The organism is Lysobacter sp. Hz25, assembly GCF_046097045.1.
GTDB classification, from domain to species: Bacteria; Pseudomonadota; Gammaproteobacteria; order Xanthomonadales; family Xanthomonadaceae; genus Lysobacter; species Lysobacter antibioticus_B.
On sequence record NZ_CP175666.1, the window covers coordinates 632,145 to 648,092 of the forward strand.

18 protein-coding genes are annotated in these 15,948 nt (G+C 63.9%); 12 read left to right on the forward strand and 6 right to left on the reverse strand.

The genetic code is table 11. The features are described 5' to 3' along the window. Positions 1 to 33: 33 nt before the first annotated feature. The gene (locus ACKN61_RS02655; RefSeq protein WP_408952182.1) at positions 34 to 375 is read right to left on the reverse strand and encodes a hypothetical protein; all 342 of its coding nucleotides are present in this window, start codon (positions 373 to 375) and stop codon (positions 34 to 36) included. A 188-nt stretch (positions 376 to 563) separates the two neighbouring features. On the opposite strand from ACKN61_RS02655, the gene ACKN61_RS02660 reads away from it, so the two are divergent. The 3 genes from ACKN61_RS02660 (at position 564) to ACKN61_RS02670 (ending at position 3,516) form a co-directional block, all read left to right on the forward strand. After that, positions 564 to 1,328 (forward strand): hypothetical protein, encoded by a 765-nt coding sequence (locus ACKN61_RS02660; protein WP_408952183.1) that lies wholly within the window; start codon positions 564 to 566, stop codon positions 1,326 to 1,328. A 227-nt stretch (positions 1,329 to 1,555) separates the two neighbouring features. Beyond that, entirely contained in the window at positions 1,556 to 2,437 is an 882-nt protein-coding gene (locus ACKN61_RS02665; RefSeq protein ID WP_408952184.1) for a hypothetical protein, read from the forward strand. Then, positions 2,434 to 3,516 (forward strand): hypothetical protein, encoded by a 1,083-nt coding sequence (locus ACKN61_RS02670; protein WP_408952185.1) that lies wholly within the window; start codon positions 2,434 to 2,436, stop codon positions 3,514 to 3,516. Before ACKN61_RS02665 ends, ACKN61_RS02670 begins: the two co-directional genes overlap by 4 nt. Positions 3,517 to 3,748: 232 nt before the next feature. Here the strand turns inward: ACKN61_RS02670 and ACKN61_RS02675 are convergent, their stop codons facing one another. Both ACKN61_RS02675 and ACKN61_RS02680 read right to left on the reverse strand, forming a co-directional pair. Further along, entirely contained in the window at positions 3,749 to 4,546 is a 798-nt protein-coding gene (locus ACKN61_RS02675) for a LytR/AlgR family response regulator transcription factor (protein ID WP_408952186.1), read from the reverse strand. Between the two features lie 17 nt (positions 4,547 to 4,563). Beyond that, positions 4,564 to 5,646, reverse strand: a complete 1,083-nt coding sequence (locus tag ACKN61_RS02680; protein WP_408952187.1) for a sensor histidine kinase — start codon at positions 5,644 to 5,646, stop codon at positions 4,564 to 4,566. A gap of 186 nt (positions 5,647 to 5,832) precedes the next feature. Between ACKN61_RS02680 and ACKN61_RS02685 the strand changes: the two genes are divergently transcribed. Then, on the forward strand, positions 5,833 to 6,267 hold the full coding sequence (locus ACKN61_RS02685; protein WP_408952188.1) for a nuclear transport factor 2 family protein: 435 nt from the start codon (positions 5,833 to 5,835) through the stop codon (positions 6,265 to 6,267). 25 nt (positions 6,268 to 6,292) lie between these two features. Next, positions 6,293 to 7,396 (forward strand): hypothetical protein, encoded by a 1,104-nt coding sequence (locus ACKN61_RS02690; protein WP_408952189.1) that lies wholly within the window; start codon positions 6,293 to 6,295, stop codon positions 7,394 to 7,396. A gap of 100 nt (positions 7,397 to 7,496) precedes the next feature. On the opposite strand, the gene ACKN61_RS02695 is transcribed toward ACKN61_RS02690, so the two are convergent. Beyond that, positions 7,497 to 7,976: a VOC family protein gene (locus tag ACKN61_RS02695; RefSeq protein WP_408952190.1), complete on the reverse strand. Its 480-nt coding sequence runs from the start codon at positions 7,974 to 7,976 to the stop codon at positions 7,497 to 7,499. Positions 7,977 to 8,357: 381 nt separating this feature from the next. Here ACKN61_RS02695 and ACKN61_RS02700 point away from each other — a divergent pair, with 381 nt between their 5' ends. The 3 genes from ACKN61_RS02700 (at position 8,358) to ACKN61_RS02710 (ending at position 10,222) form a co-directional block, all read left to right on the forward strand. Continuing rightward, positions 8,358 to 8,666 carry a hypothetical protein gene (locus ACKN61_RS02700; protein ID WP_408952191.1) on the forward strand — a complete coding sequence of 103 codons (309 nt, stop codon included), beginning with the start codon at positions 8,358 to 8,360 and terminating at the stop codon, positions 8,664 to 8,666. Between the two features lie 19 nt (positions 8,667 to 8,685). Next, a complete protein-coding gene (locus ACKN61_RS02705) occupies positions 8,686 to 8,982 on the forward strand; it encodes a hypothetical protein (RefSeq protein WP_408952192.1) in 297 nt (98 codons plus the stop codon). Between the two features lie 859 nt (positions 8,983 to 9,841). Then, on the forward strand, positions 9,842 to 10,222 hold the full coding sequence (locus tag ACKN61_RS02710) for a VOC family protein (RefSeq protein WP_408952193.1): 381 nt from the start codon (positions 9,842 to 9,844) through the stop codon (positions 10,220 to 10,222). Positions 10,223 to 10,385: 163 nt separating this feature from the next. On the opposite strand, the gene ACKN61_RS02715 is transcribed toward ACKN61_RS02710, so the two are convergent. Further along, positions 10,386 to 11,252: an NmrA family NAD(P)-binding protein gene (locus tag ACKN61_RS02715; protein ID WP_408952194.1), complete on the reverse strand. Its 867-nt coding sequence runs from the start codon at positions 11,250 to 11,252 to the stop codon at positions 10,386 to 10,388. 202 nt (positions 11,253 to 11,454) lie between these two features. Then, a complete protein-coding gene (locus tag ACKN61_RS02720) occupies positions 11,455 to 11,850 on the reverse strand; it encodes a nuclear transport factor 2 family protein (protein WP_408952195.1) in 396 nt (131 codons plus the stop codon). A 375-nt stretch (positions 11,851 to 12,225) separates the two neighbouring features. On the opposite strand from ACKN61_RS02720, the gene ACKN61_RS02725 reads away from it, so the two are divergent. From ACKN61_RS02725 to ACKN61_RS02740, 4 genes are all read left to right on the forward strand, one after another. Further along, positions 12,226 to 12,735, forward strand: coding sequence for a lipocalin-like domain-containing protein (locus ACKN61_RS02725; protein WP_408952196.1), 510 nt, complete (start codon positions 12,226 to 12,228; stop codon positions 12,733 to 12,735). Between the two features lie 271 nt (positions 12,736 to 13,006). Beyond that, a complete protein-coding gene (locus tag ACKN61_RS02730; RefSeq protein ID WP_408952197.1) occupies positions 13,007 to 13,636 on the forward strand; it encodes an outer membrane beta-barrel protein in 630 nt (209 codons plus the stop codon). Between the two features lie 435 nt (positions 13,637 to 14,071). Further along, positions 14,072 to 15,157, forward strand: coding sequence for a sensor histidine kinase (locus tag ACKN61_RS02735; protein ID WP_408952198.1), 1,086 nt, complete (start codon positions 14,072 to 14,074; stop codon positions 15,155 to 15,157). Beyond that, positions 15,154 to 15,879, forward strand: a complete 726-nt coding sequence (locus ACKN61_RS02740; RefSeq protein WP_408952199.1) for a LytR/AlgR family response regulator transcription factor — start codon at positions 15,154 to 15,156, stop codon at positions 15,877 to 15,879. The genes ACKN61_RS02735 and ACKN61_RS02740 overlap by 4 nt, the downstream gene beginning before the upstream one ends. Positions 15,880 to 15,948: the final 69 nt, after the last annotated feature.

Here is a 15,948-nt window from a genome sequence, read left to right on the forward strand (position 1 = left end):
GCCCAGGCCGGTAGGTCGAACCTGCTGGAGCCGTCAACCAATCGGCTCTACCGGCCGGCGAAGATCGAATCGGCAATGAAGACAGAAATCGGTTCGATAGTCGGTGTACGCGCGGTCGTCGGACGGATTGTCCGCCACCCACTGATGCGGGATCTTCGCGCAGGACGGGCAACGGAACTGATCGGCTTTGTCGAGCCGCTTGACCGTGCGCACTGCCAAGACGATCAGGACGAGGACGGAAGCGGCTATCGTAGCGACGGCGACCGTGGTCGAGTGCGCAAGGAAGCCGAGGAGCCCGAAGGCGATGGCGCCATAGGAAAACAGCAGGGTGGTATCGGAGGGCGCCCTCAGTCGGTTGTACTCGTCTAACGTCATGCTTCTAAGGTCCCGTTCCTTCGCTATCTGAGGGCTAAACGATAGCAGTGTCAGTGCCTCCCGGCCGGCGGTCGGTGCGAGGGCTTCATACTGCATCGGCCGAGCCTTCGCCGCTTCGCATTCCCGGCTCGGGTCGGAGTTGCAAGCGGCTCCCGACTTCACTGCTTGAATAACGACAGAGGAAAGCCATGCGTTACTTGATGTATGCGGCAGTACTGGTGTTGCTTGCGGTCGGCAATGCGAAGGCGGAGCCGGTGGCAACCGACATCGTCGTCCGGGCGAAGGCCCGGGACGGAAAATTCATCGGTTCGTCGATCGGGGGCGCCTGGGTTCGCATCAAGGACGCGGACAGCGACAAAGTGCTGGCGGAAGGCTTGACCGAAGGCGGCACCGGCGACACCGAAGCCATCATGAGTACGCCCCGAACGCGTTACGGCGCGATAGCGGGGAACGCCGCCGCATTCAAGGCCAGGTTGTTACTCGACAGGCCGGTGTTTGCGACCGTCGAAGTGCTGGCGCCTTACATCAAGAAGCAGGCCAGGACCGTATCGCAGACGCAACTCTGGCTCGTCCCCGGAAAGCCCATCGCGGGCGACGGCTTGATCGTCGAGGTGCCGGGCATGATCGTCGACATACTGAGCCCGGGCACCCACCTGTACACGCCGCTCAGCCAGGCGCCCTACGAGCTCAAGGCGAACGTGGTCATGATGTGCGGCTGCATCCTTACCGAAGGCGGCACCTGGGACGGCAAGAGCATGGACGTGGCCGCGATCGTCGAGAAGGACGGGCGTCCCTATAAGACGATACCGCTGCAGATGCAGGCGACGATGAACACCTTCCAGGCGCAGTTGAAGCCCGATGCCCCCGGGAACTATCGCATCACGGTGTATGCCTACGACCCCAAGACCGGTAACACGGGGGTCGATCAAACCAGCTTCGTGGTGACGAAATAAACGGAGTCGAGCTCCGTCCGCCAGCGACTGATCCGGTGTCGCGCGATAGGGCCAGGCGCGCCATCGCGGTGCGAGGGTATGGCAAACTCGGTCGGCTATGGAGTCGGTCGCCTTCGAGCGGCGACCGTACGGCAAGCGACATCGGTTGCGGGTAACGCCGCGGATTGCGAGAGGCCTGGGTGGGTATGGAGCGACGCGCAAGGGATGGCTGGAGGGGCAAGGTCCTGATGGGAGCCTTGGTAGCGCTCGTGGTCGGGGGAGCGGCCTGGTGGGGATTGGGGCGCGACCGGCGGACGGACGACGAGCATCGCTCGGCCTCGCAAGCGACCCCGGCCGATGCACCGGGACGGAACTCCGTGCCTGCCGCGGCGCCGCTGCCCCAAGGCTCGTTTCTGGATACCCACAAAGAACTCGAAGTCCGCGCGCGCGCAGGCGACGTGCGGGCCGCCTATCGCCTGGGCCAGGTCATCAGCCGATGCCGTGAGTACCAGCCGATTCCCGGTGGCGCCTTTACCGAGATGCTGGCACAAGCGATCGCCAAGGCCGGCAGCAGCATGCGCTGGGGCGGACGCAGAATGGACGATCCGGACGTGCTGGATGCGTTGCTGTACGGCAAAGACAGAATGGACGCGATCTGCGGCGATGTAGGGGACTTGCCGGCCTCGATAAGCAAGGGCGATGCGCGCGCCTGGTTCGAACTGGCCGCGGAAGGCGGCCATACGAAAGCGATGGTCGACTATGCCGCTTTCGCGTTCGAGGAATTCCCCTCCGAGGCGGACCTGCTGGACAACGCCGCGGAGGTGGTCGCACGGCGCGAGCGGGCCCGTGGATACCTGCGCCGTGCGTTCGAGGCGGGCGAGCCCGAGGCGCTGCTGGCATTGGCCGCGTCCCATGGGCATAACGCGTATCTGGGCCGCAACATGACCGACGCGCTCGCTTACTGGAAAGCGTATCGACGGACGGACGAAGGCAGTCAGCTGCCACAAGGGCTTGCGAAGATGATGGAAGCGCAATTGCTGGAGCATGCGAACCCCCAGCAGATACGCGATTCCGAGCGACGCTCGTTCGAAATCCAGCAGGCATTTCAGCAAAGGAGGGCACCGCGATGAAACGAGGGGTCGGGTTGGGAGTGTTGGCATTGGCCCTGGGCGGGCTGGCCGCGTGGTTTTATATGAGCCGAGCCACGTCAACGCAGGGCGGCGTTACAGCGCAGGTCGTGATCGCCGAAGCGAAAACTTCCGAGAAGCGCGCAGCGCCGGCTGGGCAAGATGCCGCCGCCGTGCTTCGGCAACGCCTGTCGCAATTTCCGCAAGAGTCGGCCGCGGATCGCGCCGCCAGCAAGCGCTTCCTCGAGCAGATGTGGAGCAAGAATCCATCCGGTAAGTGGTGGCTCCCTCCGCTCGACGAAGTCTATGCCGAACTGCGCGCGGCAGCGGAACGAGGCGACGTCCAAGCCGCCTATATTTTGGGGAGCCGATCGGACCAGTGCCGCAAGACGGTGATGGAAGGCACGCCGGACAAACTGCTGGCCCGGCTGGAAGATGAGATGGAGTCCTCGGGGAACGCCGAATATGCACAAGCGCGCATGACGACCGTCCACGATCGATTCGCCAGGGAACTCGAGCAGTACGAGTCCTGTTCGCGGGTGGGCCAGGCCGCCCTGGACGAATCTTTGCTGTGGTTGGAGCGGGCAGGTCGGGGCGATGCGAAGGATGCGAGGCTCGCCTATGTGGCCACCTGGTCCGAACAAGCGGATCGCGACCGCGGTGGATTGATCGCCGACATCGAGCGCGCGGCGCAGCAGCGCACCTTGGCGCACGAGTGGCTGGCTCAAGGCCTGGCCGCCGGCGAGGACCGCGCTTTGGATATCTACATCGATACGTACTCCGGGAACGGCGGACTATTCCCGCCCGACCGGGTGCAGGAGCTGGCGTATGGCTATGCCCGCGACCTGGTCCGGGGCCGCCGCGGTTCGGGGTTCGAGGCGCTCTGGGCGAATGGCCCGACTCGCTTCGGCGACCTGTCATCGCAGCAATGGGACGCGATCGAGACGCAAGGGCGGGCGATTTTCAAGGCTCACTACGAATCGCGCCCGGTGGGGCCGAATGATGCGCCATCCTCGCCGGTGCGGCAGCTCCAGCAACAGCTGCAGGAGCGCGTCGGGCCTGCCGATAACGGGCGCAGATAAGCTGGCCCTGTTTGCGTTCGGCGGCGCGCCGGTTGCGGCGAAGGCTCCAGGCAGCCCCTTGCGAAGGTAGCCGAGGCCGAGTGAAACGTGCCGGTGTTCATCGGCGGCGAGAACCATCTTGATGAACGAGGCGACGGAAGCGAGCGGTCGCTTCCGTCGTTGTTCGAATGTCTGCGCTCGGGGCGAGGCTGCCGACCCGGAGTGGAGCGGGGCTTGGTCAGGTCAGCTCAAGTCAAGTCAACAGCTTGAGCTTGTCGCGATAGCTGCGCGACAGCTTCAGCTCGTGTCCGGAGTCGAGCAGAAGAAAGTACTCGCCATTGAGGTGGGGGCGCATTTCCCTGACGCGCCCCAGGTTGACGATGGCCGAACGGTGGATACGCGCGAACTTATGCGGATCGAGGCGGCGCTCCAGTTGTTGCATCGTGCCGCGCAGGACGTGGGTTTCGTCGTTGGCGTGGATGCACATGTAGTCGCCGGCGGCATCGATCCAGCGGATCGAGTCGGCGTCGATGCGCAGCAGGCGATGGCCGTCCTTGATCGTCAGCTTGGAGCCGGCGCGCGGATCCTCGTCGCCCAGCAGGCCGTCGACCTTCGATCGGTGCGTTCCGGGCAGGGTCGCGACGAACTTGAGCAGGCGCTCGTAGTGATCCTCGGTCTTGCGCGCGGCCAGGCGCGAACGCGCGCGTTCGACCGATTCGTCCAGGCGCGCGTCGTCGACCGGCTTGAGCAGGTAATCGAGCGCGCTCGCGGCGAACGCGGCGATGGCGTAGTGGTCGTAGGCGGTGACGAAAACCGTCAGCGGGATCTGCGCCGCCGGCAGCATGCGCAACAGCTCGAAGCCGTCGATCCCGGGCATTTGCACGTCGAGGAACATCAGCTGCGGACGCAAGGCGGAAATGGCGTGGAAAGCCTCGCGGCCATTGCCGGCTTCACCGACGATCTCGACGTCCTCGTGGCGGCCCAAGCGCAGTTCCAGCCCTCGCCGCGCCAAGGCTTCGTCGTCGACGATCAGGGTGCGGATTTTCTTCATGTCAGGGCTTCTTCATCTCATGACTTCTGCGCGGTCGCGAACGGCAGCCGGATATGCACGTCCACGCCGCGAGGTTCGCGGTTGCGGATGTCCAGTCGCTGGCGCTCGCCGTACAGCACGCGCAGGCGTTCGCGGGTGTTGGCCAGCCCGACCGGGGCATGCCCATCGGCCATGGGGTCGGCCTCGACGAAGCCGGGGCCGTCGTCGCGAAGATGCAGGTCGAGCATGTCGCCGTCGAGCCGTGCGACCAGTTCGATGCGCCCGCCCTCTTCGCGTTTCGACACCGCGTATTTGATCGCGTTCTCGATCAGCGGTTGCAGGATCAGGCTGGGTACCAGCGCATTGCGTACGGCCGGTTCGATATCGATGGCCATCTGCAGGCGATCGCCGAAACGCACTTGTTCGATGCCCAGGTAAAGATCGAGCGCGTCGACCTCCTGCGCCAGCGTGACCGGCTGCTCCGGGTCGGAGTCGAGGGAGCGACGCAGAAACGCCGACAAGCTTGCGACCATGCGGTAAGCCGTGTCCCGCCGGTCGTCGAGGACCAGGGTGGAAATGGCGTTGAGCGTATTGAACAGGAAGTGCGGATTGAGCTGGTAGCGCAGCATCTTGATCTGCGCCGCGTGCGCGGCGTTCTGCGCACGCAATGCGGTCTCCTTCTGCTGTTGCAATTGCAGCGCGAACTTGATTCCGAAGTACAGCCCGCTCCACGAAAGAAGAATGTAGAGCGTCGAGGTGAAGTACCACAGATAACCGAAAATGCTGCGGATCTCGCAGTCGTCGCAATAGCGAAACGCGATGGTCACGTAAAGCTTCATCTGCGCCAGCGTGGCCAGCACGAGCAGCGCGATCGCGGCGGCGGTCATCTGCGGTACCGACAAACCCCATAGGCGCCGATAGCCCAGGCGCAGCAGGCTGGTGACGGCGAAGCCGCAGACGGCTACGGAAAGCGAGGCGGACACATAGCGCAGCGGCTTGCCGTCGCCCATCGCGGTGGTGAAGTGGAGTATGAAATAGCCGAACCAGCCGATGCTCTGCAAGGGCCAGAACAAACGCTTCGAGGCTGCCGACATCGAATCGGGCAAGGCGATGGAACTCATTGGGCTTCTTCCTGGCAGGCCGCCACTATGAATGACTCCCCGCCCAGAGTGAAGGGAGCGTCCGGCCGATGCAGCGGCTCAACGCTTCGTCGCGCGCCAGCAACGTTCTGCCGCACGGCAGGCAGACTTCCGCTTTCGGGTCCTGCCTAATGGCCGAATCGATCCGACTCGGCGACACAGACAACCATGCTGACATTTTCCTTGATCATGGCGGCGGCAGGCGCGGCGGCGCCCGCCCCGGCGAACGTCGATCCGGCGACGGTCGCGGCTATCGAAGCGACCTGCTTCGACTATGTGGACGGCCAGCTCGAGGCCGATCCGGATCGCGTCGCGCGCGCATTGCACCCGGACCTGGCCAAGCGCGCGGTGATCGGGGACACGCCTTACGAGCGGCTCGGCTTGCGGCGCATGTCCAAGGAAGAACTGGTGGCGCTGACCAAGCAGGGGGCGCTGAAGACGCCGAAGGAACAGTGGGATCGCAGCTGCCGCGTGCTCGACGTGGTCGGAAACGCCGCCTCGGTGCGCCTGGAAACCCAGTGGTTCGTCGACTATTTCCACATGGGCAAATTCGACGGCAGATGGATCATCGTCAATGCCTTGTGGTACAGCAAACCGAAGTGAGTCGCGCACCATCGATAAGGCCGTGGTGGGCGAAATCCATGGGGAGTATGTAATGAGAAGTGTTGTCCTGACGGCGCTCTGCGTGCTGGCGCCGGCCTGCACGCCGATGAATCCTGCCGAGCCTGCGGCGGCCTCCGCCAAGCCCTCGGTATCCGTGCAGAAGCCGGGTGCCGCGTTGGGCGGCGAGCGCCAGCTGGTTTCGCCGCAAGCCGATGCCGCACGCCTGCTCGGTGCGAGTTGGTTGTCGGGCACGCGCAACGATTACAACCTCAGCACCGATTCCGGTCAGCGCGCGATGGTATTCGCGCGTTCGGCGGCGAACTTCAAGGACAGCCGGATCTGGTTTGCGCGACGGGACGGCAACGGCTGGGGAGAGGCCGCCGAGGCGCCGTTCACCGATCCGCGCTACCGCGACTCCGATCCCTGGTTGACGCCTGACGGCCGAACGCTCTATTTCGTTTCCAACCGTCCGCTCAGCGGCGAGGTGCCGAATGCCAGCCTGGATATCTGGCGCGTCGATCTGGAGAACGGGAGTTTCGGCGTGCCCGAGCGCCTCGATGCGCTGGCCAGCGATGGCGAGGAACTCGGTCCCGAGTTGCACGATGGTTGGCTGTACTTCAACAGCTCGCGCAAGGGCGTGCCGGCGAAACTGGCGATCTACCGGGCGCGCGTGAACGGTCGTGGCTTCGATGCGCCGCAACCATTGGGCGCGCCGTTCAACGACGGCGCGATTCAAGGCGACTTCACCCTTTCGTCGGATGGCGGCCTGGCCGTGTTCTGGAGCCAGCGCGGCGGCTCCGCGGATGCGGATCTGTTCGCCGCCTGCCGAACGAACGACGGCTGGTCGGCGGCGGTGCGCTTGCCGTCACCGATCAACGCAGCCGGCATGGACTTCACCCCGTCCCTCACCGCCGACGGCAAGGAATTGCGCTTCGCCAGCATGCGCACCTCGGCGCACGCGGACGATGCCGCTCAGGTGTTGAACGGACTAGCCAATATCTATGTGGTTCCGACGGCATTGGCGACTCAGGCACTCGCCGGAGAACTGGGCCGGGAAGGCTGCAGTCCGGCGGCCGCGCGCGAACCCTCCGCGGCGGCACGGCCCGTCGGGGCAGGGCGTCGCTCGTAAGCAGCGCCTGCCCGGGCGGTTTCGACCCTGCGCCCTCGTGCCGCCCACCGAAGCGAGCCCCGGAGCCATCGCCGCGGAGATCGGCCCGTCTCGTGGAGCCTCAGCCGCGCCGAGCCGCCTCGATCGTCGCGATGTCGATCTTGGTCATCTCCATCATCGCGTCGAACGCCCGCTTGGCCGCCGCCGGGTCGGGATCGGTGATCGCCGCGGTCAGGGCGCGCGGCGTGATCTGCCAGTTCAGTCCCCACTTGTCCTTGCACCAACCGCAGGCGCTGGTCTGGCCGCCGTTATCGACGATCGCATTCCACAGACGATCGGTCTCGGCCTGGTCGTCGGTTGCCACCTGAAACGAGAAGGCCTCGTTGTGCTTGAACGCCGGCCCGCCGTTCAAACCGAGGCAGGGGATGCCCATCACCGTGAACTCGACGGTCAGGACATCGCCCTGCTTGCCCGAGGGGAAATCGCCGGGCGCGTGGTGGACGGCGCCCACCGTGCTGTCGGGAAAGGTCACGGCGTAGAACTTCGCGGCATCCAGCGCGTTGTTGTCGTACCACAGGCAAATCGTGTTTTTGCTGACCATTCCGAATCTCCTGGTTCGGCGGCGTGGATCGGGCCGCGCGGGAAGTGGAACTGCGTTGGAGTTTTGCAAACAACAAGATATCCGCGATCGACGTGCGACACCGATTCGGGGAATCGCTTCTGTGCCGCGCCGGGCTGATGGTCGATGCGAACTTCTGGGGGCCTTGGGCAAGGATCGGCCTGGAGGACCGTTCGGGGATCGTACTCCGGTAGCGGCGTATCCGCAGGCAGGGCGCCAATGATCGATCCCGGGATACTGCGGCGCTCTGAAACGCTCGTTAAAAAAGTATGGAACCGCAGCGTCAAGCACCCGAAGCAATCGCACGAGCACCTTGCTGCGCGTTACTTTCGATTACCCTGTCGCCCTTCAAGGAGGAATGCGATGAAGCTTTATCACCGGATCAGTGTCGTCATCAGTCTGCTGTGCCTGGGGGCTTGGGTTTACGCCCACCTGGGCTATCGCTCGCCCGGGGCTCACGACGGCCAGGGCCCCGATCCGCTGGGCATACTGCTGTACCTCGCGGCGTGGGTGGTGGGCGGCTTGCTGCTGCATTCGACCCTGGTTTCGACCTGGTTGGCGACCGGCAAGCACAACGCGGAGCGGGTGCGCGAGGGCAGCCGCGGCCTGTGGGTCCAGGCGGCGGCGTGGGCGGTGCTGGCGTTCTGCGTCTGGCCCTGGCTGTCGCTGTAGTTCTGCTGCAGACCCCGCCATGCGAGCCAAGACCGCATTCTCCACTACCTTCCTTGCGACGATCTGCATCGCGTTCCTGGCCAATGCGGTTCCTTATTTCCTGACCCGTCGCGCCTATCAACGCGATGGCCAGGAAGTGGCCGGCTTTCCTTTCCTGTTTCGCAAGGTCGGTGGGGACTGCGGCGTATCGGCCTGCGACAGCTACGGCTTTCATGTCGCTCATTTCGCTGCCGACGCGGGGCTTGCGCTGGCCTGCGCCACGCTTGCCGGATACATTGCGCTGCGATGGGCCCAGCGCGCCCGTACTGGGGCTTAGCGATTCATTCAAGCCGAATCGGTTCCACAAGCCAGCCTTACTCGGGCGTAACGCCCTAGGTGGACAATTTCATGGCAATCGCGCTTAGGCCAACCCATATTTTGCTGTGGTCTGCGGCGATCGCCGGATCGGCAGTGCTGGGCATTGCTCTGCTCATGCAAGACGCGAGACCACTTCAAGTCGCGGCTGAACCGGCTTGCCTGGCGTTACCGTCCAACCTCAGGAGGCTTGGGCCGGCTTTGGCGTCGAAGGAAATCGTTCGCGCTCACGTAAATCCGAAGTGGGAGTCTCTCAAGGCCGGAATGCGCCCCGGAGACACCGTTCACGAGTTCGAAACTGGAGTGACAGGCGGCTTGCTCATGTTGCGGGGCAGTTGCTACCTCGGGCAGACCGTGGACTGGATACGCTGATCTCCGGCGTGCGGTATTGCGGTAGGCTTGCTGAGGACTCGGCAGGAACCACGCGGTACCAAAGGTGCGAATCGCCTTCGACATGGATGGCACCTTGACGCCGTTGGGAAAAGGGCAGATCCCTTTGGCGGCGCTGAGGTTCCCGATGAAATTGTTCTTTCGAGAGCCGTTGCGACAAGGCGCTGTCGAGCTGATGCATAAGTTGCAAGCCGATGGGCACGAGCTATGGATCTATACCTCCCTTCGGCATAGCCCTGCTTGTCGATGATTCCGATGGGGTGATGCTGGAGGGCGAGATGCACGAATTCGGCGTTATTGTTGTCGACCCCGGGGATCCGTGCTGGGCCTTCAAAGTAAAGGCGGCGTGCCGAGTCTCGCCTGATGGCTCTGGCAAGCCGAAGCCGCTTCGGGGTTCGGCTTAATCAATCCTCGAATCGTAGGAGCATCCTATGAAGCGCACCTGGACCATCATCGGCGTCGCCGACGTCGCTCGCAGCTTCGGCTGGTATCAGTCCTTGTTCGGCCAAACCAAGACCGCTCCCGCTCACGACTTCTTCGGGCAAATCCGCGATGCGGATGGCACGGTCCTGATATGTCTGCATCGATGGGGCGCTCACGACCATCCGTCCCTGGCCAGTCCCGAACATGCCCAGCCCGGTAACGGCCTGCTGTTGTTCTTCCGTGTCGACGATTTCGACGAGACCTTGACCAGGGCCCGCGCGCTCGTCGCGACGCTGGAGGAAGAACCTGGTCTCAACCCGAGCACCGGAACGCAAGAGTTCGCGCTGCGCGACCCCGACGGCTACTACGTGATGGTCAGCGCGCTCTGACAATACGTGCCGCTCGCGGGCCCGGCGCAACCCGGAAGTCCGGCCTCGGTGATGCCTGCCGAGGCTTGGGAGCGATGTTCCCCAGGCTGCGCGATTCACTCGGAAAACCGTGCGCCAGCAAAGCCGTCGGCGGGTGGGGCCGGTGCAGGCCGACGAAGAAACGCTAGTCGTCCTGCCTGGCCACCAGGTCGCTGATGTAGTCGTCGAGCGTGGTCGTGCCCCGCAGCGGGTCGTCGGACAGGTCGAAGCCGCCGTCGATGCTGACGGCGGTCATTCGCGCATAGGAATCGGCGGCGGCATCGGAAAAGCCGAGGGCCAGGAAGGCCTGCTTCCACTGGTCGCGTGGCGTGACCTTCACCGTCACCGGCTGTCTGAGCGCTTTCGAGAAGGCCTCGGCGACGTCGTTCGAGGAATACAGGCGCGGGCCTTCCACGTAACGCACGCCGGTATCGTCCAGTGGCGACAACAGCCTCGCGGCGGCCACTTCGCCCAAGTCGCGCGGTGCGACCATCGGAAGGGCGAGATCGGCCGGAAACAGGGTGGACAACTCGCCGGTGCGGCGGATGGCGTCGAGCTGCCCGTCCCAGTTGCTCATGTAGTAGGCCGCACGGTTGATGGCGGCGGGAATCGATCCGCCGCGCAGGCCTTGTTCGAGCTCCCATAAGACATTGAGGTCGCCGATGCGCTCGCCGGGCTGCGCGCCGCCGGTGGATTCGGCGACCACTTTCTCCAGTCCCGAGCCATCGAGCGCGGCGAGAATATTGGCCACCGTGCGCCGTTCGACCGCATCGGTATCGGTGCTGGTGTCCGCAGGTGGGTTGAGCAGAAAGGCGCGGCGCCCGAGGCGCAGCGCCGCGCGCAACGAGTCCACGTCCTCTACGTCCGCCTCGGCGATCCCGGCGCCCTTTGCGCGCCACTCATCGGCACGCGCGGCAGAGCGGGTCACGATGGTGACCGGCTCTCCGCGTGCGAGCAGACAGTCGGCCGTGGCCGACCCTACATGTCCGGTACCGCCCATGATGACGTGCACGCGGCTTTCCTCCCTGGCGCCTGTGCGCCGATAAGTGCGACGGCCTGAGTGCGGTCGCCGGGTATGAGGTCTCAGAGGCCAGAGCGCGCGGTCGCAACGGCCTACTCCAGACGCCCGCGCTGCGAACCTGGAGATTCCGAGCGGCGACCGCACGGCCCTGGCGAAGACTGCTGGCCGACGATGCGGCCGCAAGTCGAAGCGGTCAGTGCTTGATCGAATCGGCCGGACTTTCCGTGTGCATCACGCAACGCCACTGGTCGCCCACCTTGACCCAGGTCGAGGTGTCGTAGACATCCATCTCCGTGGTCTTGCCTTCCATCTCCACCTTCTGGAGCACGCGATAGCTGGCGACGGCCACATCGTCCGTCGGCAACAGCACGTCCATCGCGGATATCTTGTAGTCGAGCAGCTTGACTCGGTCGTCGTTCGCCATCTTGGTGTAGGTGGCATGGTCGAACTTGTGCGCACCATGTCCGCTGACCATGAGAGCCGGCTCGGTCAGCATTTCGGTGGCCACTTGCGGCGATCCCTCCAGTATCGACTGCCAGAACGCTTTCTCCAGTCGCTCGATCTCGCCTTTCTGTTTCGTCGTGCTCATGGCATTGCTCCCTAGTCGGGCCAGGAGTGCACAGGGATAAGTGCGAACGCGTTATCCCGTCGTGAGAGGGATGCGGTCGCCGTATAACAATTCGTTCCAACCGCATCGCGGCTTGCTGGCTTTGGACAATGAATGCGCCGGTCCGAGCGCCGCCAACCCGAGGGGCGTCACGTTTCTGGCCGGCTCATGGCGTCGAGCAGTGCGCGAGCGATATGGCGCTAACGCTCTTATCCCAGCCGGTCCGAGTCGCTACACGACCCATCATGCGCCATGCATGACGGATGGAACTGGTGCTGCGGCTTGGGCATACGGATCTTCGGACGAACCGGGCGGGCGACCTGCCGCAGCCTTCGACGTCCATCAGAGGAGATTCTTATGAAAGCCGGTATTTTATTTCTGGCCCTGACCGGCCTGTCGATCGGCTGCGCCGTCGCGGCGCCGCCAGCCGTCAAGGGCGACGCGGAGCCCTTGCGTTCCCGGCTCGTCGGTACCTGGCAAGTCATGGAAGTGGTCGATACCGATCCTGCCGGAAAGATCCAGCATCCTTATGGCGAGCGCCCTACGGGATACATCGTCTACGACCCGACCGGCCATCTGCATGTGCAGCTCATGCGGACGCCGGCGACGCCGCCGTTCGCCGAGGGCGACCAGAAAGGCAGCGACCGCGAAGTCCGCGCCGCTTACGACGGCTACGTGGCCTACTTCGGTACCTACCGAGTCGATGAAGCCCAGAGCAGGGTGATCCATGAGGTGCAGGGCAGCTTGATGCCGAGTTACACCGGGACCGACCAGCCCCGACCGTTCAAGCTGAGCGGGGATGAGTTGATCATCGAAGGGAAAACCCAGGAAGGCGGTTTCTACCGGCGGTTCCGCAGAGTCAAATAGGTCGCAGGTCCGGTCGGCGAATGCGCCGCCGGACCGGGCCGGTGCCGTAGCGGGCGTCATGCCGAATCGTGATTGCCTGCGTGCTTTATCGAAGGCGGCGTGGATTCTTGGGGTAGGGGGCAGGCGAAAAGCCGGACTTGGTTGCCAAAGCCGCCTGCGCGGGGCAACGTATGCGCCGTTTGCATGCGTATCGGTCGTGCATCGACGCAGCGCGCTCCCCTCCACTGTCAAGAAGTAAGCAGTAAGAACCATGAAAAATCACTGTTTTGCAATGCTCCTCGCGGCAGCGGCACTGTCTCCCGTCACGGCAACCGCCGCATCGCGCAGCTACACCTATCTGGATGCGGGCTATGGAAAGCAGACGATCGAGTCGGCCGACTCCGATCCCTTGCTGCGCCTGGACGATATCGATGCCGACGGCGGCTATGTCGGCGGCTCGGTCGAGCTGGGGCGCGGGATGTTTGTGACCGGCGCCTTCCACCGGGGCAATGGCGATGTCGACGTGAGCTCCGGATCGCAGGTGCTGACTCGGCTGGACGTGGACGTGCAGCAAGTCGCGCTCGGCCTGGGCTACCACTACGAAATCAACGAGCGCCTCGATTGGACCGCGGAGCTGGGTTATCTCAACACCCGCTTCGAGTACGAGAACCGCGCCCTATCGTTCACCGAGAAACGCGATGGCGACGATGCCCGCGCATCGGTCGGACTGCGCGGCAACCTGAGCGAGCGCCTGGAGGCCTGGGGCAAGCTCAGGTACACCGATGGCGATACCTACGACGGCGAGGTCAGCGGCGCGGTAGGCGCTTTGCTGAAGTTCAACGAGCTGTGGGGCCTGACGGCCGAAGCCGGGGCGGGCGCGGGCAATCGCCAGTACACGCTCGGCGTTCGCGCTTCGTTCTGAGCCAGGCCTTGAAGGCTGGGCGAGTATCGAAGCGGTGCGGCAAAGTGTCTCGGCCCATTCAGCAAGCAGCGGGTCGATCTTGTGGTGGGGCGCGTTGGTATCTGCTCGAGGCTCAGGCGTTCGTCCGGAGGCGGACGCTTGAGCGAGTAGTCGAGGGCGGAAGCTCATGATTCCTCGTGCCGTCTTCCCGGCTGCGATCAGCGCGATCGTGCGGCAATGGGGTATGCGGGGGAGCTTGTCTGTTGCGGTTATCGGCTGCGGTGGAGCCGGGCCCTGTTCGCATCACCGGTTTTTGGGGGTTCTGGGGGTTCTGGTCGATCGTGCCTGCCGGTAGGATGCCGATGGTGCGAGCACTGTACGAAGTGCTTGCTGCCTTGGAGGCATTCCGCCAGACAATTCGATAGGGTCGTCACTGTGGGAGCGGTTCTGAAGCGAATGCCCGCGGTCTTCTGGATGGTCGTCATCTGGTGGGCGGGCTACGCAATTGCGTTTGCCGCCCAGATCGTTCGCATGGGCGGTCCAGAAGGCATGCCGATGTCCTGGCCACAGGCGCTTCACTTCAGCTTCGGCAGTTGGATGATGTGGGTGCCGGTAACCTTGGGGCTGTACTGGCTGGTGCGGCGCAGCCCGATTGAGCGCGGCCGCATACTGCGATCCTTCGCGATCCTGCTCGCTGCGTCCGTTCTGACGGTGTTGCTCCGGGGGAGCTATGTCTATGCGACAAGCTCCGTCTTCCAGTGGTTCGGTCATCACCCGCGTCCGGGATTCACCGAGGTTTTGACGAGCAGCTTAAGTTACAACTTTATGCTCGCATGGGTCGTGATCGGATTGGCGCACGCGCTCGTCTTCTATCAGAGGAGCATGGAGAGGGGGCAGCAGATCGCGAGGTTGCAAGCGGGCCTGACCACGGCAAAGCTGGAAGCGCTGCGCGCGCAAATGAACCCCCACTTCCTTTTCAATACATTGAACTCCGTCGCCGAAATGGTGCATCAGGATGCGGAACTGGCTGATCGAATGCTGGTTTCGCTCTCGGCCCTGCTTCAAGCGGGACTCTCCGTCGAGAGCGTTCAGTTCCGGACCCTCAGTGATGAGATCGAGCTAGTCCATAGCTACTTGATGATCGAGAAGGTTCGTTTGAGCGATCGGCTAAAGGTCGAGTGGAGCGTCGAGGCGGAGGCCTTGGGTGCTTCAGTGCCCGCGTTGATGCTGCAACCCTTGGTCGAGAATGCCGTAGTGCACGGTATTTCGCGACGGCGGGCGCCGGGCGTGCTGAGCATCAGTTGTGAATTGCGTGGCGAGACCTTGGTCGTCGAAGTGTCTAACTGTGTCTCCCCCGATGGGGCGGCGCCTCATGGTTCGGGCATCGGCTTGGGAAGTGCGCGCAGCCGTCTGCAGCTCTTGTATGGAGCGCGGGCGACCATCCAGCAATGCGCGACGGAATCCGGGAGATACCTCGTTCGAGTAACCATGCCGGTGGAAAAGCCTGGGGCTGCCAGTCTTCCGGGCAGGTCTGCGGCATGACCTTGATGCGCGCGGCCATCGTCGATGACGAGCCCATGGCACGGGTCAGGTTGCGCCGTCTGTTGGATAGAGTCGGTCGGGATCTGGTGTCGGTCGTGGCCGAGTGTGTCGACATCGGGGAGCTATCGGCAGTTGCGGCAAATCTGGACATCGATGTTCTCTTTCTGGACATCGAGATGCCGGGCGGAGATGGATTTCAGGCTCTGGCTCGGTGGCCCGGGCCCCGGCCGCAAGTGGTGTTCGTGACGGCATACCCGCAGCACGGCGCCCGCGCCTTCGACGTGCGTGCCGTCGATTACCTGATAAAGCCGGTATCGGGCGAGCGTTTGCGAGATACGCTGGAAAGACTGAGCGGGACTCGGCCGAAAGATGGCGTTGTCAACGAAGTCGTCGGCGACGCCGATCGCATTCCGTTGAAGGTAGGAAGCCGAGTTCATCTGGTGCAGGCCAACAAGATCGATCTTGTCGTTTCGATAGGAAATTATCTCGAAGTTCATGCGGACGGGGCGGTCTACACTGTGCGTGGAACCTTGACGGATTTTCACTCGCGGCTCGGTCATGTCGAGTTCGCCCGCTTGCACCGCTCGGCCGTTGTACGCATCGCGGCCATTCGCCAGATCGTCCCCGCCGGTTCGGCCAGGTTCCGGATCGTGCTCGTCTCCGGGCAGCATCTGTTCTCCGGACGTCAGTTCCGCAGCAAGGTGGACGAGTTGCTGGTGTAGCGCCAGCCCACGAAGTCTGCCTGCATGGAGCCGCTCGAGCCGACGGTCGGGCACCTATTCGTGTCGTTC

Coding starts and splice junctions, on each gene's coding strand:
- ACKN61_RS02705 (WP_408952192.1), top strand. CDS start 8,686: ATGCGAGCCAAGACCGCATTCTCCACTACCTTCCTTGCGACGATCTGC.
- ACKN61_RS02710 (WP_408952193.1), top strand. CDS start 9,842: ATGAAGCGCACCTGGACCATCATCGGCGTCGCCGACGTCGCTCGCAGC.
- ACKN61_RS02680 (WP_408952187.1), bottom strand. CDS start 5,646: ATGAGTTCCATCGCCTTGCCCGATTCGATGTCGGCAGCCTCGAAGCGT.
- ACKN61_RS02735 (WP_408952198.1), top strand. CDS start 14,072: ATGCCCGCGGTCTTCTGGATGGTCGTCATCTGGTGGGCGGGCTACGCA.
- ACKN61_RS02665 (WP_408952184.1), top strand. CDS start 1,556: ATGGGAGCCTTGGTAGCGCTCGTGGTCGGGGGAGCGGCCTGGTGGGGA.
- ACKN61_RS02725 (WP_408952196.1), top strand. CDS start 12,226: ATGAAAGCCGGTATTTTATTTCTGGCCCTGACCGGCCTGTCGATCGGC.
- ACKN61_RS02730 (WP_408952197.1), top strand. CDS start 13,007: ATGCTCCTCGCGGCAGCGGCACTGTCTCCCGTCACGGCAACCGCCGCA.
- ACKN61_RS02700 (WP_408952191.1), top strand. CDS start 8,358: ATGAAGCTTTATCACCGGATCAGTGTCGTCATCAGTCTGCTGTGCCTG.
- ACKN61_RS02670 (WP_408952185.1), top strand. CDS start 2,434: ATGAAACGAGGGGTCGGGTTGGGAGTGTTGGCATTGGCCCTGGGCGGG.
- ACKN61_RS02655 (WP_408952182.1), bottom strand. CDS start 375: ATGACGTTAGACGAGTACAACCGACTGAGGGCGCCCTCCGATACCACC.
- ACKN61_RS02740 (WP_408952199.1), top strand. CDS start 15,154: ATGACCTTGATGCGCGCGGCCATCGTCGATGACGAGCCCATGGCACGG.
- ACKN61_RS02675 (WP_408952186.1), bottom strand. CDS start 4,546: ATGAAGAAAATCCGCACCCTGATCGTCGACGACGAAGCCTTGGCGCGG.
- ACKN61_RS02685 (WP_408952188.1), top strand. CDS start 5,833: ATGCTGACATTTTCCTTGATCATGGCGGCGGCAGGCGCGGCGGCGCCC.
- ACKN61_RS02660 (WP_408952183.1), top strand. CDS start 564: ATGCGTTACTTGATGTATGCGGCAGTACTGGTGTTGCTTGCGGTCGGC.
- ACKN61_RS02695 (WP_408952190.1), bottom strand. CDS start 7,976: ATGGTCAGCAAAAACACGATTTGCCTGTGGTACGACAACAACGCGCTG.
- ACKN61_RS02720 (WP_408952195.1), bottom strand. CDS start 11,850: ATGAGCACGACGAAACAGAAAGGCGAGATCGAGCGACTGGAGAAAGCG.